The organism is Actinomadura sp. GTD37, from assembly GCF_041951365.1.
Taxonomy (GTDB): Bacteria; Actinomycetota; Actinomycetes; order Streptosporangiales; family Streptosporangiaceae; genus Spirillospora.
The window spans coordinates 240,622-255,085 of the sequence record NZ_JBGNUS010000009.1 but is presented as its reverse complement, the minus strand read 5'-3'; the positions used below and the strand labels follow the sequence as shown (position 1 = coordinate 255,085).

At 73.5% G+C, this 14,464-nt stretch carries 15 protein-coding genes; 7 read left to right on the top strand and 8 right to left on the bottom strand.

The window, feature by feature from the left end; all coding sequences use genetic code 11:
- Positions 1-708, top strand: a 708-nt coding sequence (locus tag ACA511_RS34865; RefSeq protein WP_375028964.1) for a hypothetical protein, incomplete at its 5' end; no start/stop codon positions are given.
- On the opposite strand, the gene ACA511_RS34860 is transcribed toward ACA511_RS34865, so the two are convergent.
- From ACA511_RS34860 to ACA511_RS34835, 6 genes are all read right to left on the bottom strand, one after another.
- Positions 709-1,590, bottom strand: coding sequence for a hypothetical protein (locus tag ACA511_RS34860; RefSeq protein ID WP_375028963.1), 882 nt, complete (start codon positions 1,588-1,590; stop codon positions 709-711).
- 105 nt (positions 1,591-1,695) lie between these two features.
- A complete protein-coding gene (locus ACA511_RS34855) occupies positions 1,696-3,579 on the bottom strand; it encodes a sporulation protein (RefSeq protein ID WP_375028962.1) in 1,884 nt (627 codons plus the stop codon).
- 197 nt (positions 3,580-3,776) lie between these two features.
- The gene (locus ACA511_RS34850) at positions 3,777-5,141 is read right to left on the bottom strand and encodes a M16 family metallopeptidase (RefSeq protein ID WP_375028961.1); all 1,365 of its coding nucleotides are present in this window, start codon (positions 5,139-5,141) and stop codon (positions 3,777-3,779) included.
- Positions 5,138-6,394, bottom strand: a complete 1,257-nt coding sequence (locus ACA511_RS34845; RefSeq protein WP_375028960.1) for a M16 family metallopeptidase — start codon at positions 6,392-6,394, stop codon at positions 5,138-5,140. The genes ACA511_RS34850 and ACA511_RS34845 overlap by 4 nt, the downstream gene beginning before the upstream one ends.
- A gap of 243 nt (positions 6,395-6,637) precedes the next feature.
- Positions 6,638-6,991, bottom strand: coding sequence for an STAS domain-containing protein (locus ACA511_RS34840; RefSeq protein ID WP_375028959.1), 354 nt, complete (start codon positions 6,989-6,991; stop codon positions 6,638-6,640).
- Positions 6,992-7,135: 144 nt separating this feature from the next.
- Positions 7,136-7,648, bottom strand: coding sequence for an ATP-binding protein (locus tag ACA511_RS34835; protein ID WP_375028958.1), 513 nt, complete (start codon positions 7,646-7,648; stop codon positions 7,136-7,138).
- A gap of 379 nt (positions 7,649-8,027) precedes the next feature.
- Here ACA511_RS34835 and ACA511_RS34830 point away from each other — a divergent pair, with 379 nt between their 5' ends.
- A complete protein-coding gene (locus ACA511_RS34830; protein WP_375028971.1) occupies positions 8,028-8,849 on the top strand; it encodes a helix-turn-helix domain-containing protein in 822 nt (273 codons plus the stop codon).
- Positions 8,849-9,100: a DUF397 domain-containing protein gene (locus tag ACA511_RS34825; RefSeq protein WP_375028957.1), complete on the top strand. Its 252-nt coding sequence runs from the start codon at positions 8,849-8,851 to the stop codon at positions 9,098-9,100. The genes ACA511_RS34830 and ACA511_RS34825 overlap by 1 nt, the downstream gene beginning before the upstream one ends.
- A gap of 209 nt (positions 9,101-9,309) precedes the next feature.
- Here ACA511_RS34825 and ACA511_RS34820 read toward each other — a convergent pair whose 3' ends face one another.
- Positions 9,310-11,136 carry a serine/threonine protein kinase gene (locus ACA511_RS34820; protein WP_375028956.1) on the bottom strand — a complete coding sequence of 609 codons (1,827 nt, stop codon included), beginning with the start codon at positions 11,134-11,136 and terminating at the stop codon, positions 9,310-9,312.
- Between the two features lie 146 nt (positions 11,137-11,282).
- Between ACA511_RS34820 and ACA511_RS34815 the strand changes: the two genes are divergently transcribed.
- A complete protein-coding gene (locus tag ACA511_RS34815; RefSeq protein ID WP_375028955.1) occupies positions 11,283-11,954 on the top strand; it encodes a TetR/AcrR family transcriptional regulator in 672 nt (223 codons plus the stop codon).
- Between the two features lie 78 nt (positions 11,955-12,032).
- Here ACA511_RS34815 and ACA511_RS34810 read toward each other — a convergent pair whose 3' ends face one another.
- Entirely contained in the window at positions 12,033-12,215 is a 183-nt protein-coding gene (locus ACA511_RS34810; protein ID WP_375028954.1) for a hypothetical protein, read from the bottom strand.
- Between the two features lie 221 nt (positions 12,216-12,436).
- Here ACA511_RS34810 and ACA511_RS34805 point away from each other — a divergent pair, with 221 nt between their 5' ends.
- From ACA511_RS34805 to ACA511_RS34795, 3 genes are read left to right on the top strand one after another with little or no spacing between them, the layout of a single operon-like run.
- Positions 12,437-13,183 (top strand): CPBP family intramembrane glutamic endopeptidase, encoded by a 747-nt coding sequence (locus ACA511_RS34805; RefSeq protein ID WP_375028953.1) that lies wholly within the window; start codon positions 12,437-12,439, stop codon positions 13,181-13,183.
- 38 nt (positions 13,184-13,221) lie between these two features.
- Positions 13,222-13,560: a PadR family transcriptional regulator gene (locus tag ACA511_RS34800; protein WP_375028952.1), complete on the top strand. Its 339-nt coding sequence runs from the start codon at positions 13,222-13,224 to the stop codon at positions 13,558-13,560.
- Positions 13,557-14,285 carry a hypothetical protein gene (locus ACA511_RS34795; RefSeq protein WP_375028951.1) on the top strand — a complete coding sequence of 243 codons (729 nt, stop codon included), beginning with the start codon at positions 13,557-13,559 and terminating at the stop codon, positions 14,283-14,285. The genes ACA511_RS34800 and ACA511_RS34795 overlap by 4 nt, the downstream gene beginning before the upstream one ends.
- Positions 14,286-14,464: the final 179 nt, after the last annotated feature.

The window sequence follows — 14,464 nt, the reverse complement described above, 5'->3', positions numbered from 1 at the left end:
GGTTCGGCGGACGCGTTCGCGGACGAGTTCGTCGGCAGTACCACGTGGCGGGCGATGCTCGCGGTGCTGGAGAGCGCGTTTCCGGGGCTCGGGATGGCGTCGGCGCTCTCGCGGCGCGGTGATGTGGCGATGGACCCGCTCGACCGGAAGGCGGCGGTGCAGCTCGGGGTGCCCGCGTGGCGGGACGACGCCGGGATGGTGTTCGATCTCAGCGCCCACCTGGGCCTGCGCACCGTGCGGGTGCCGCCGGGGCGGGCGGTTCCGCCGCGCGCGTCCCGGCCCTACGCGGGGGCGTTCGTCATCGACACGCTCGACCCGCTGCGCTACCACCGCGCGGTGGGCGGGCCGCAGGCCCCGCGCGACCTGCCGGGGGAGGGCGCGCTGCGGGCGCCGTCCGGGACGGAGGACGACGACAGCGGGGTCGTGATCGTCGCGAACCTCGCCGAGGCGGGCGTCCGGGTCCTGGACTCGGCGGCGCTGTGGCGGTACGCGGGCCGGGTCGTCACCGGGACGCTGCGCGAACCGGGACGGGACGAGACGCGGGCGCGTGCGCGGCGGGCGCTGTGGGCGTTGCGGCGGGTCGTGTTCGTCGACCCGGAACTGCGGCTCGGGGTGTGCCTGCAGATCGACGCGGCGCGGGTCCCGCGGTGCCTGCTGGCGTTCGGCGTGGACGAGGCGGACGGCGCGCCCCGGTTCGTCCGTCCGTGATCAGTCGTCGGAGCGCAGCCAGGACAGGTCGCGCTGCCGGTCGGCGGGCAGTTCGCGGATGTGGTCCACGAGCTGCCACGGCTCGGTCGGCGGCGTGCTCTCGTCGTCCGGGAGCACGCCGCACAGGAGCGCGCTCTGCGTGCTCACCGCGACGAACGGGCCGAACTGCGCGACGCCGCCGCCGCGCAGCGACGCCAGCTCGGAGAGCAGGGCGTTCACGGCGGACGCGTCCTGCGGGTCGTAGAGGCCGCGGACGTAGGAGAACAGGTCTTCGGCGAGGACGTCGGGGCGCCGTCCCGACATGTGGTAGACGGTGCCCCAGTAGGCGCCGGTCGCCTGCGCGGGACGCTGGTCGCGGATGCGGACGCGCAGCCCGCACTCGGTCGCGCACTTCTCGTAGGCCTCGGCGAGCAGCGTCTCGCTCTCGCCCTCCTCGCTCAGGAGGGCGCCGGTGACGACGCCCTCCTCGCGGTCCAGCCGGTCGAGCATCTCGCGGTGCAGTTCCAGGACGTCCTGCTCCACGGCGTCGAGGGAGCGGGCCAGCGCGTGCTGGGCGTCGCGGTCGAGGTCGGCGCCGGCCAGATCCGCGGAGATGTCGCTGAACTGCTTCTCCAGCCGCTCCACCCGCCCGGTGACGGAGTCGAGCCTTTCGACGACGTCGGAGGGCGTCCCCTCCGGCTGGGGCGGGATGGGGATGCCGGCCGGCTCGGTGGCCTCGTCCACCACCGTCTTGAGCGCCTGGTGGTCCCGGGCGAGGTCGTCCAGCTGCCGATGGAGCTGGCGCAGGTCGGCCTGGGCGCGGGGGAGTCGCTTGTCGGACGCCAGGTAGAGCTCGCGTCCGGCGATCGCAAGGCAGAGCAGGACCAGGATCACGGTGGTCATGTGACTCCTCGGGAAGCGGCTGCGCTCTCGACGATAACCGTGCGTGGCCGGATTGGACGAGGACGCGGCGCATCTCGTCCAGAACGTCCGGCATTTTCGGTGGGGTCAGCCGAAGAGGCCGCCCAGGAGGCCGCCGAGGATCTCGGCGGCGCCGCCGGCGATCTCCCCGGCCACGTCGCCCGCGATGTCCCCGGCGACGCCGCCGGCCGCGTCCGCGATCATGCCTCCGGCGACGTTGCCGGCGTATCCGGCGACGGCGTTGCCGAACGCGTCCACCGGGGCGCCCGCGACGTAGCCCGCCACGTTCGCGACCTGGCCGGCCGCGTCGCCCATGGCCCCGAAGGCCATGCCGCCCGCGATGCCCGCCGCCGCGGCGCCGCCGACCAGGCCGGCCGCGGCGACGGCGCCGTGGTGCCCGCGATGGCCGTGGTGGTAGCCGGGCGAGCCGTGGTGGACGTGCACGGGCGGCGGCCCGGGGTGGCCGTACGCCGCGGGCGGGTAACCCGCCGGGCCGGGTGGAGCGGGCGGCGGCGGGCCCGCGTGGCCCGCCGCGTACGGCCCTCCGGGCGGCGGGGCGCCGTGCGGGAGCTGCCCGGGTGCGGGCGGCGGACCGGCGTGGCCGGGTGCGGACATCCCGCCGGGCCCGGGCGGCGCGGGCGGCGGCACGGCACCGTGCGGGACCTGCCCCGGTGCGGCCGGTGGAGCGCCGTGCCCCGGGTAGGGCGGGCCGCCCGGCGGCGGCGGTGCGCCGTGCGGGACCTGCCCGCCTGGAGGCGGTGGGGCGCCGTGCGGGGATTGGCCGTGCGGGGGCGGCGGCGCGGCTCCGTACGGGCCCTGGCCCGGTGGGGGCGGCGGCCCGCCGTGGCCGGGCGCGAACGCCCCGCCTTGCGGGAGATGTCCGGGCGGGCCGGTGTGGCCGGGCGGCGGAGGGGGCGTGGCTCCGAATTGGCCGTGGGCGGGCAGGCCGGCGGCAGGAGGTACGGAGCCGTGCATTGCGTGCCCGTGCATGGGCGCGTTCGGGGCGCCCGGCGGGGGATAGGCGGAGTTGGACGCTCCGGCGTAACCGGGCTCGGGTCGGTAGGCGGGGCCCGGCGCCTGACCGGGGGCGGGGGCGGGCGGCGGGAACTGGGCGTTGCCCTGCTGCCCGTAGGACGCCGCGGCCGGGTCGCCCGGCGGTGGCGGGGGGAAGGCCCCGCCGGGAGGCGGGAGGGGCGCCTGGCCTTGGGCGGCGCCCTGCGCGCGGGGCAGCGCGGCGGCGGCCTCCAGCCAATCGCCGATCTTGGCGTTCCAGTCGGTCTCGGCGGCCTCGGCGTGCGCGACCTGGAACACCCCGAACGACTCGTCCTTCGGGGTGTCGCGGTCTTCGGCGCGCAGGACGAAGGCCATGCTGCGCGGGCTGGCGACGAAGCTCAGCCCCACCCGGTCGATCCGCCCCTGGTACGCCGTCGGCGGGTTGAGGTGGATCTCCTGGTGGAAGGGCAGCTGCTGGGCGACGCCCCGCAGCTTCGACTCCTCGAACGTCACGTTCGCGACCTGGAAACCGAGCTGGGCGATCGAGGCGAGCACCCACTGCTGGGACTCCAGCGGCTCCACCGAGATCGGGTCGATGTCGCCCGGGTCGGGCTGCCCCACGGCGTCGATCTCGGTGCACATGCCGATCGTGAAGCCGGGCAGCTCGTGGCCGAGCACGGTCGTGAACGGCAGCTCGTACGGCAGCGGGATGGAGAAGGACAGATCGCGCTGCTGCGCCGCGTCCAGCCGGAAGCCCCGGGTCAGCGCGCCCCGGTACACCTCGGGCCCGGCGGTCTCGCCGCCGTAGCCGTTCAGCATGCGCGGCATGAGCGCCAGCGTCACGTGCCGGATCTCCACGGACCCGGCCCCGCCGCGCAGGTGCACCTTGCCCGCCACGACCCCGCCGGGCTTGCAGTTCGGCTCCGCGAGGATCGTGTCGACGGACGGCCCGCCACCCGCCATCTGCCCGTAGGACACCGGCCGTTCCCTTCTCCCGACCGCGGGGACGTCCTCCCCGCGCTCCTCAGCCCGCGTGCCCTGGGCCACGCAAGTTAGACCTACTCCACCATGACATCGGTTCACCGCCCGAAGCGGAATCCCGAGCCGATTTCTCCGCCGCCGCCCTCCCCACCGCAAACGGGATCTCCCGCTGGGCGGGGTGCGGGGCGGGCGGGTCAGTCTTCCTTGGCGGTGACCGTGACGGTGGCGTAGCCGAGCTTCTCCAGAGGTTCGCGGATCTGGGCGGCGTCGCCCACGGCGATGACGGTGAGGGCCTCCGGGTCGACGTGCTTGCGGTAGGCGCGGGCCACCCCGTCGGGGGTGGAGGCGCGGACGGCGGCCAGGTAGGCGCTGGGGTAGCCGGCGCCCAGGCCGTTCGCGGACGCGTCGGCCAGTTCGGCGGCGACGGCGCGTGCCGTCTCGTACTCGGCGGGCGCCCGGTCGGCCAGGGCGCGGACGGACAGGCCGTGCTCCTCGGCGTCGATGCCACGGGAGACGATGCTGCGCAGCTCCGTCAGCGCGTCGGCGACGGCGTCGGCCGTGACCTCGGTGTGGACGGAGCCCTGGGCGATGAACAGGCCGCAGTGCCGCATGCGGAGCAGCCCGGCCCGCATGCCGTAGGTGTAGCCCTTCTCCTCGCGGAGCACCGCGTTCAGCCGGGACGTGAGGCCGCCGCCGAGCACGTGCGCCGCGACCGTCAGCGACGGCCAGTCGTGGTGCGAGCGGTCGGGGACGCCGTGCCCGAAGCTCAGGTAGGTCTGGACGGAGCCGGGACGGTCGACCACGACGATGCGGGCCGCCGAGCCGGGCAGGACGCGGTCGGCGGTGGGCAGCGGCTCGCCGGTCGCGGCCCAGGACTCCAGCGCGCCGGAGAGCGCGGCGTCGACGCCCGTGCCGGAGAGGTCGCCGGCGACGACCGCGGTGGCCTCGGCGGGGACGACGGACCCGTAGAAGGCGCGGATGTCGGACCCCTGCAGCCCGCCGACCGAGGACCGGTCGCCGCCCGTCGGACGGGACGCGCGGGCCTCGGCCGGGAACATCACCGCGCGCAGTTCGCGCATGGCGCGCGAGCCGGGGTCGGCGTCCTCCTGGGCGATCTCCTCCAGGCGCTCGCGGACGAGCCGCCGCACGTCCCCGTCGTCGAGCGCGGGACGCCGCACGACCTCGGAGAACAGGTCGAGGGCGGCGCCGAGTCGGGACGTCGGGACGTCGAGCGCGATGCGCAGCGCGGTCAGGTCGGCGGCCGCGTAGAAGCTGGCGCCGAGCCGTTCGAACGCGGCGGTCAGCGCGGTGCCGCCGCCCGGCTCGGTGCCCTCCATCAGCGTGTGCGCGGCCAGCGTCGCCACGCCGTCCAGGCCGGCGGGCTCGCGGCCCGCGCCCGCGTGCAGGACGAGCCGGACCGCGGCGAGCCGCCGCCCCGGCAGGTCGCAGCGGAGCGTCGCCGGGCCGGCCGGGACGCGGCCCTCGACGCCGGCCGGGAACGCCCAGGCCGGGACGGGACCGGGGACGGGACGGGGCTGCAGTGCCAGGCCGCTGCTCACGAGGTGCCTCCGTAGGTCAGGGCGGTGCGGCCGCCCGGGGCGAGCCAGTGGCCCGCCATCTGCTTGATCGCGTCCCCGGTGACGGCGGCGGCGCGCCCGGGGGCGGTGAAGACCCGGGCCGGGTCGCCGAACTGGGTGGCGTTCTGCGACAGCGCGTTGGCCAGGCCCGTCACCGTCTCGGTCTGCTCCAGGAAGCCGCGCTCGGCCTGGGCGGTGGCGCGGGCGGTCTCGTCGGCGTCGGGGCCGTGCGCGGCGAAGCGTTCGAGCTCCTCGTCGAGGACGGCGGCGATCTTGTCCGGTTCCGGCCCGATGGCGTCGACGATCGCGAGGGACTGCCCGGAGGCGAGCCGCGTCACCCCGGCCCAGACCTCGGTGGCGATCTGGTCGCGGCGGACCATCCGGTCGTAGAGGCGGGAGCCGGAGCCGCCGCCGAGGATCTCGACGGCCAGCTCGGCGGCCTCGATGTCGTCGCCGCCGTCGGCCGGCAGCGTGAACATCGCGAAGTAGGCGGGGGACGGGACGTCCTCGCGCAGCGTCTCCTCGCGGACGCCGGCCAGCGGCCCCAGTTCGCCGGGACGGGCGGCGGGCTTCTCCGGCCCCGCGGGGAGCCCGCCGAAGTAGCGCTCGACGGCCGCGATGGTCGCGGCCGGGTCGACGTCGCCGACGACGGACAGCACGGCGTTGCCCGGCGCGTACCAGGTCGCGAAGAAGTCGGTGCAGTCTTCGAGGGTGGTGGCGTCGAGGTCGTCCATGGACCCGATCGGGGTGTGCGCGTACGGGTGCCCCTGGGGGAACGTCAGCGCGCACAGCCGCTCGAACGCCGTGCCGTAGGGCTGGTTGTCGTAGCGCTGGCGGCGCTCGTTCTTCACGACGTCGCGCTGGTTGTCGAGGTTGGCCTGGGTGAGCGCGGCGGGCAGCGTGCCCATCCGGTCGGCCTCCAGCCAGAGCGCGAGCTCCAGATGGCTGACCGGCACCGTCTCGTAGTAGTTCGTGCGCTCGAACGACGTGCTGGCGTTGAACGCGGCGCCCGCGCTCTCCAGCAGGGCGGCGTGCTCGCCCTCGGCGACGTTCGCCGAGCCCTGGAACATCAGGTGCTCGAAGAGGTGGGCGAGCCCGGTCCGGCCGGACCGCTCGTGCCGCGATCCCACCCCGTACCAGATGTTCACGGCGGCCAGTGGTACGACATGGTCTTCGCAGACCACCACGCGCAGGCCATTGCCGAGCGTGTGCTCATGCAGCGGCTGTTCTGCCACGGAGCGCTCCCGTCCGTTTCGGAGTTGCGGCCGGCGCCGCGCGCGTCGGCGGGACGTGCCCGGGCGGCGCGGCTTGATCTCGGTCTCACCGTACCGGCTGCGTCCGACCGGGGTCGCGTTCGCGCCAACCTGTGGATAACCCGTACGGCAAAGCGGTACGAGCGCAGGCGAAGCAGGGCGGAAGTCCGGCCTAAGCAGAGCGGGAACCGGCGGGCCGGGAGCGGGGAGCGGCAGGCGGGGGTCTCAGGACGCGGCGGACTCGTGCGCCGCGATCGCGTCCTCCAGCGACCGGTGCAGGACGAAGATCTTGGTGAGCTGGGTGACGTGGAAGACCCGGCGCACCCGGTCGTTCACGCCCATGAAGGACATCGAGCCGTCGCGCGCGCGGAGCCGGTGGTAGATGCCGACCAGCACGCCGAGGCCCGTGGAGTCGAGGAACGTCACGTCGCTGAGGTCGATCACGAGGTGCGCGCCGCCGTTGTCGATGATCTCGAGCAGCGCCTCCCGCAGCCGGGGGCTGGTGAAGACGTCGATCTCACCGCTGATCTTGACGACCGTGAGGCCCTTCTCGACCCGATGCTCGACGGCGAAGTCCACCGGTGCTCCTTTCGTTCGCTCGTCTCGCCGGGCCCTGCGCGAGCGCCCGCCGGGGGGAAATGAATAGCTACCCCTGTCGCGCGCCGTTACGCGCTTCGGTCGGGTACGCCCCGCCCTGCGCCCCCTTCAAGCCCTGCGCCCCTTTCAAGGGGAGCGGAACAGCGCCCACACCACTTTGCCGTGGTGGAGCGCCCGCCACCCCCACCGGACGCTGAACGACTCGACGAGGTGGAGCCCGCGTCCGGTCTCGGCGATGTAGTCGGGCTCTTTGCGGCGCGGGGCGGTGCGGCTGGTGTCGATGATGCCGCAGAGCAGCCAGGGCGCCTCGTGCCCCAGGCGCAGCCTTATCGCGGACGGGGCGGAGCCCAGCGGGTCGGCCGGGTCGCCGTACACGCCCTCGCGGTGCACGTCGACGCCCGGCCGCCCGCTGGTGTTCACCCCTCCGCTGTGCCGCAGTGCGTTCGTGACGAGTTCGGAGACGACGAGGCCGACGTCGTCGCAGAGCTCGGAGAGACTCCATTCGGCGAGCCGGGAGACGGCGAAGTGCCGGGCCGCGGTGACGGATTCGGGGTCGGGGTCGACGGTGAACGACACGGTCGAGCCGCGCAGCTGGGTCAGCGCCGTGACGGCCGTGTCCAGCCGCGGCGGCAGGTTCACCGACTCTGGGACGGGTGTGGAGCGCCCAGCGTGGTCCCGTGGGTCGCACGGCCCCGCGACGGGGCCGAGCTCCCACCGCGTGTCGTCGTGCGCGTGGCGTGACGTCATTCCACCGGACCCCGCAGAGTGTTCTCGTTGTGCAGCCGTGGCTCGGAAGTCTCGTGCGTTATCCTGCGCATCGTAGCGTGCGAATGCAAGGCCCAATGCACGTGCATCCGGGTCGTGAGGGTGTGGGACGACGCGGATCGCACGCGGGTGAACGGAGGTAACCGCAGGACACTCAGGCCAGTGGCACACTAGGTTCGCTGTCCGCCGATTAGCCGGGAGGTTGGACGTGACTCCAGAGACGCCGGGAAGCGGGTCGACGGTTCGCCGGATCCTGCTCGGGTCGCAGCTTCGCCGTCTGCGCGAGCAGACGGGCGTGACCCGTCAGGACGCCGGCTACGTCATCCGTGCGTCGGAGTCGAAGATCAGCCGCCTGGAGCTCGGCCGGGTCAGCTTCAAGGAACGCGACGTGGACGACCTGCTCACGTTGTACGGCGTCGGCGACAAGACGGAACGCGAGGCGCTGCTACAGCTTGCGCGGGAGGCCAACACCCCCGGTTGGTGGCACCGGTACAACGACGTGCTGCCCGGCTGGTTCCAGACCTATGTGGGCCTGGAGGAGTCGGCGGCGTTGATCCGCACGTATGAACTGCAGTTCGTCCCGGGACTGCTGCAGTCGGAGGGGTATGCGCGCGCGGTGATCCGCCTGGGCAACGCCGGTGCCGCCGAACACGAGATCGACCAGCGCGTGGAACTGCGCATGCAACGGCAGGGGCGCCTGACGGGCCCGGACGCGCCGCGGCTGTGGGCCGTGGTGGACGAGGGGGCGCTCCGGCGTCCCATCGGAGGCCCGGAGGTGATGCGGGGCCAGTTCGAGCATCTCATCGAGATGTCCAAGCTGCCCAACGTCACCATTCAGACCATGCCGTTCAGGTTCGGCGGCCACGCCGCCGAGGGAGGGGCCTTCACCATCCTGCGCTTTCCCGAGCAGGACCTGCCGGACGTGGTTTACGTCGAGAACCTCACCGGCGCGATGTACCTGGACAAGCGCGACGACGTCGACACCTATCTGCAGGCGATGGAACGCCTGTGCGTCGACAGTGCGACCCCGGAGCGCACCGTCGAGCTTCTCGGTGATCTTCTCAGAGAGACATGATGCTCCAGACCGATTACGACAACGGGACCTCGGCCGCCGACCTCCAAGGGGCGCGGTGGCTGAAGTCCCGGCGAAGCAACTCCCAGGGGAACTGTGTGGAAATCGCCGAGCTGCCCGGCGGGCAGGTGGCGATGCGCAACTCCCGTCATCCCGACGGACCCGCCCTGATCTACACCCGCCCCGAGATCGAGGCGCTGATCCTTGGAGCCAAGGACGGCGACTTCGACCATCTCATCGCCTCCCACAACTGAATCGACCTAGCGAAACCGCCAAGCAATCCGAGAACGGACGGGTCGGCTCCGGAGCACCGAACGTCGACCCGGCCGCGGAACAGAGCAGAGGCCACCCAGGCGCGAGGGTGGCCTTTCGGTTTTCCGGGCCGCTCCCGTCGCCCGCCGCTCCCGTCGCCCGCCGCTCCCGTCGCCCGCCGCTCCCCGCCGCCTGCCGCTCCCGGGCGGGGTCAGCCGCAGTTGCCGTAGGGCGCGCTGCGGCCGTTTCCGCCGAACCGGACGCACGCCCCGGGCGCCTTCACGTACACGGGCCCCGCGTACCAGGCGAACGATCCGCTGTCGGCGATGGAACCGCCGCCCTGCTTCTGGATCCAGACCGAGACAGGGGACTTCTTGCCGACGTTCTGCGTCTTCATGGTGACCGCGCAGTTGTAGCCGGAGCTGTTGTAGAGCAGGTAGGCCGCGCCGCCGGAGACGCTCAGCGAGCGCTGCACGTAGTACCCGCTCCCATGTCCGCCGCTGTTGCACGCCTGCTGCGGGGTGTACTTGTTGGCGGGCTCCCGGGTGGTCGTGGAGCCTCCGCCTCCACCGCCCCCGGTGCCCTGCGTGGGCGTCGACCCGCCCGGCTGCTGCGGAGCCCCCGGCTTCTTGGACGAGTTAGGGGACGTGGGGCCTCCGCTCTTGCTGCCCTGCGGCTGCCCCGGCTTCGTCTTGGCCGGATTCCGGGCGGCGTTGCCGGCACTCCCCGAGGCCCCGGCGCCGCCCGCCACACCCTGCTGCTGGTCGGACGCCGTGACCGGCTGGCCCTTGTCGGCGCCGTCGCCGCCCCTGGTCGCCGCCCAGGCCGCGCCGCCCGCGATGACGACCGCGACCGCCGCGGCTGCCGCGAGGGGCACGATGAGCCGTCCGCGCTTCCTGGGGGCGTGCCCCTGGGCGTGCGGCGGGCCGGGAGGAAGAGGCGGGGGCGCGCCGTGCAGCCCGCCGGGAGGCGGGGGCATCTCCTCGTAGGGCGGCGGTTGCGGAGCCGTCCTGTGCCTGATGCCGGACGGGTCCGTGAGGTTGTCGGGAGGCAGCACGGCGCCCGCCATCACCGGCGGGGAGGCGTGCGGGTCGGTCGAGCCCGGCGGCGCGGCCGCCTGCCAGGACGCGGGCGCGTCGGCCGGCAGCCCGGGGAAGGCGGGCAGCGGCGGAACCGGCGACCCGGCCGAGGACGTTCCGCTGGCCGCGCCGACCAGGCGCTCCTGCGCCTCGCGGGCGGTCGGGCGCTGCGCGGGCTCCTTGGCGAGGCACGCCAGGACCAGTTCGCGCATCGGGTCCGGCAGGTCGCCGAGGTCGGGCTCGGAGGTCAGGATCCGGTGCATGACCGTGGCCATCTCGTCGTTGCCGAACGCGGGACGTCCCGTCGCGGCGAACGCCATGGTCGTGCCCCAGGCGAACATGTCGGCGGCGGGACCGACCTCGCCCCCGGTGAAGTGCTCGGGCGACATGTAGGCGGGCGTGCCGACGTTCTGCGTCTCGCCCGCCGCGCCCAGCGCGCGCGCCACGCCGAAGTCGATGACGCGGGGCCCGTCCGGGCCCAGCATCACGTTGTGGGGCTTGAAGTCGCGGTGGACGATCCCGGCCTGGTGGATCGCCGTGAGCGCGGTCAGCGTGCTGATGGCGAGCCGTTCCAGAGCGCCGCCCATGCGCGGGCCCTCCGTCCGCACGACGTGGTGCAGGGAGAGGCCGGGCACGTACTCGCTGATGATGTAGGGCTGGTCGCCCGCGACGTCCGCGTCGAGTACCTGCGCCGTGCAGAACCGCGCGACGCGCTTGGCGACCTCCAGTTCGCGGACGAAGCGCGCGCGGGCGGACTCGTCGCCGGTGAGCCCGCCGTGCAGCAGCTTGATCGCGACGTGGTCGGCGGTGCGCGGCGCTCCGCTCTCGCCGGCTCGCCGGCCCAGGAAGACCGCGCCCTGCCCGCCCTCTCCGAGGCGGCCCAGGATCTCGTATCCGCCCAACTCGGTGGGGTCGCCCGACCGCAGTGGAAGGGCGTCCGGCATCGTCCTGTCCGTCACACCACTCGCTCCCCGTCGCTTCCCGCTCGCCTGCAAGATCGTTCAGCAAGACTATGGGCAAACGATGGTAGGCGGTCCCGCCGGGCGGATTGGTGGCCGGAGACCAACAGGACTAAAGTCCGCTTGATCCGACCCGGGAGGCGCCGATGGACCGCGGACCCGCGAGCGGCCGGCGCGTCGACCTCGAACTGATGCGGACGCCGCCGCCCAAGGAGCGCGCCGACGCCGCGCGCAACCGGGTGAAGGTGCTGGACGCGGCCGCCGCCCTCTTCGCCCGGCACGGGGTCGAGTCGGTCTCGATGGACGCCGTCGCCGCCGCCGCGGGCGTCGGCAAGGGGACCCTCTTCCGCCGGTTCGGCGACAAGGCGGGACTGGCCGCGGCCCTCCTGAACCACCGCGAACGCGATTTGCAGAACGCGATCCTGTCCGGACCGTCCCCGCTCGGGCCGGGCAAAGGGGACGCGGCCGCCTCGCCGTCCGACCGCCTGCACGCCTTCGCCGACGCCTACCTGGACTACGTGCTGGGCCACATGTCCCTCGTGCGCATGTCGGAGACCGCGTCGCCGGGCGCGCGGTACCGCATCGGCGCCTACGGGTTCTGGCACCGGCACCTGGTGATCCTCCTCGACCAGATGGACGCGGCGGTTCCGGACGGCGAGCCCGTCCCGGACTGCGAGGCGGTGTCAGACTGCGAGGCGACGGCGCATGCCCTGCTGGCCGTCCTCGGCGCCGAGCACCTCACCGCGATGGTCGAGAGCGTGGGGAGGGTACGCACGCGCGCCGCCGTCCACACCGTCTTCAACGCGGTGGGCCGCTAGACCTCCGGGACGACAGAACCCCCGTGCGAGTGCACGGGGGCTTGCGTCGCTCTAGGCGGGGGCCAGGGCGGGGTGGGGTCAGGCCGGGTCGGGTGTCCGCCGCTCTGGGCGGGACTCGATCCGGCCGTCCACCTTGCCCGGTGGACCCTCCTGGGCGTGGTTTCGTTCCAACTGGGCCGCCACCGCGAGGGCGCGCAGCGACGTGGTCTTCACATGTTTCCGTCCGTTGTTGGAACGGGTGCGGGGGATGCTGCTCGGCACGGTTCACCTCCATGGGTCGTGGACATGGGTGCTACCCGGAGCGCCGGTGTACGCACGGTAGTTGCAACCGCAAGATCCTTCCCGCTATTCCGAGTGATCGTTCCGTTTATGCGCGTCCGATCCCGGCCGCCCCTCGTTTCGCCGGGGCTACCTAGGTTGTATCCCTAACTAGGTTGGCGTACGTTATAGCCCGTCGAACCAACTAGTGGAGGGACGCCGCGGTGGAGATCTCGCCGGACTTCTCGGCCTTCGGCCTGGTGCTGACCGTGCCCCTGATCGGCTACGTGCTCGTCGAGTGGCTGGTCGGCAAGCTGAGCTACGACCGCATGGTGCGCGACCGGGACCGCGACCCGAAGGCGCTGGTCAGGATGTTCCGGATGTGGATCGCGATGGCATGGGCGTCCGCCCTGGCCGTGCTCGCCGTCCTGGTGGCCTCGCCGGGCGTCGCCGCGTCCGACCTCGGGCTCGCCCTGCCGGACGAGCCGGGCCGCGCCGCCGGCATGTTCATCGCGATCGCGGTGGCCGCCCCGCTCGTCTTGTTCTTCCTGCGGCGCGAATCCCGCAAGAGCGTGCCGAGGGTCGCGCAGAGCGCCGTCACGGAGATGCACCCCAGGACGTCCACCGAGCGCTGGTACACCCTGGGCATGTCCGTGACGGCGGGCGTCTGCGAGGAGCTCGTCTACCGGGGCTTCCTCATCGCGTTCGGCGTCGGCGTCCTCGGGCTGGGCGTGAAGACCGCCGCCGGCGCCGCCCTCGTCCTCTTCGTCATCGGCCACCTGTACCAGGGCTGGCGCGGCGTGCTCCCCGTCGCCGCGATCGGCTACCTGCTGACCTACCTGTACGTCACGAGCGGCAGCCTCCTGGTGCCCGTCGGCCTGCACGTCGCCATCGACGTCTTCGCCCTGGTGGTCGTCCCCATGGTGGCGGGCCGGACGGCGCAGGCCGCGCCGGAGACCGCCCGGAGCTAGTTTGCGCACCCGCACGCAAAACCCCGAGGATGACCGCCATGGCCGCCGACCGCCGCGCTAGCTGGCTCAAGGGCGTGCTCGACCTCCTGGTCCTCGCCAGCCTCACCGGGGCCGAGAGCTACGGGTACGAGATCGCCAAGACGCTCGCGGGCGCCGGCCTGGGCCAGATCAAGGGCGGCACGCTGTACCCCGTCCTCAACCGGCTGGAGGAGGCGGGGCTGGTGTCCGCGGAGTTCCGCGTCGCCGACCGCGGCCCCGGCCGCCGCTACTACCACCTCACGGACGCGGGCCGCGCGACGCTCGCCGAGCAGAGCGGCCTGTGGCTGGAGTTCGACGCGTCCGTCCGCAGGGTCCTCACCGAGGGAGCCGGCCGATGACCACCCCCTACTTCGCCGACCTCGCCGAACGGCTGCGCGGCAGCGGCCTGCCGGAGGCCGAGGTCGCCGGGACGATCGACGACCTCGCCGCGTACGCGGCCGAGTCCGGCGCCGACCCGGAGGAGGAGTTCGGCACGCCGGAGGAGTTCGCGGCCCGGCTCGTCCAGCCGGGCGCGGAGCCCGGTCCCGGGTCCTCGGCCGAGACGTGGACGTGGACGGCCGACGCCTTCCAGGACCGGCGGATGCTCGACCGGTTCGGCGACGAGGGCTGGGAGGTCGAGCGGATCGACGCCGCCGGGCGCTTCGTCTGCCGCCGCGACGGGGACCACCCGCTGCGCTGGGAGTACCGCCGCGAGACCGTCCTGCCCGGACGCGGCGACGCCCTCGTGAGACGCCTCGCGCCGGACGGCTGGGAGCCGTGCGGCTCCTGGATCCTCTTCGGGTACTTCAAGCGCCCCAAGGCGGTCGTCCTCGGCCTGGAGGGCGACCTCGGCCTCCCGCCCGAGGCCGCCCCGTCCCGGCGGTTCTTCTGGAGCAGGCGCTTCTACCTCTTCCTCGCGTGCTACGTCGGCTACATCGCCGCCGTGTCCCTCGCCTGGGCCGCGTTCGCGCCGGACGGCTCGCGCTCCAGTTTCCTGGGGGGCTTCCTAGTCGGCGCCATCATCGTCGCCGTCATCATGGGCCTGCGCCTGTGGCGCGGCCACCGCTCGCGTCAGACGCGGTGAGATAGCACTGAACCTGACAGCACGCGAACAATCGCGGGTTTTTCCCTCTAAGCGACATCTGTCACTTTGTTCACGGACGCGGGTCGCTGTGCGACGCTCGCCGGACCGCTCAACTGGGTAGGTATCCGAAGATTCGGTTCGCCCGCCGGGCTGGTCCCGCCCCAGAGCGGCTCAGCGTG

Bases quoted from the DNA above. Each gene is read 5' to 3' on its own strand.
- ACA511_RS34860 (WP_375028963.1), bottom strand. From the start codon at position 1,590: ATGACCACCGTGATCCTGGTCCTGCTCTGCCTTGCGATCGCCGGACGC.
- ACA511_RS34825 (WP_375028957.1), top strand. From the start codon at position 8,849: ATGCTCCAGACCGATTACGACAACGGGACCTCGGCCGCCGACCTCCAA.
- ACA511_RS34815 (WP_375028955.1), top strand. From the start codon at position 11,283: ATGGACCGCGGACCCGCGAGCGGCCGGCGCGTCGACCTCGAACTGATG.
- ACA511_RS34800 (WP_375028952.1), top strand. From the start codon at position 13,222: ATGGCCGCCGACCGCCGCGCTAGCTGGCTCAAGGGCGTGCTCGACCTC.
- ACA511_RS34795 (WP_375028951.1), top strand. From the start codon at position 13,557: ATGACCACCCCCTACTTCGCCGACCTCGCCGAACGGCTGCGCGGCAGC.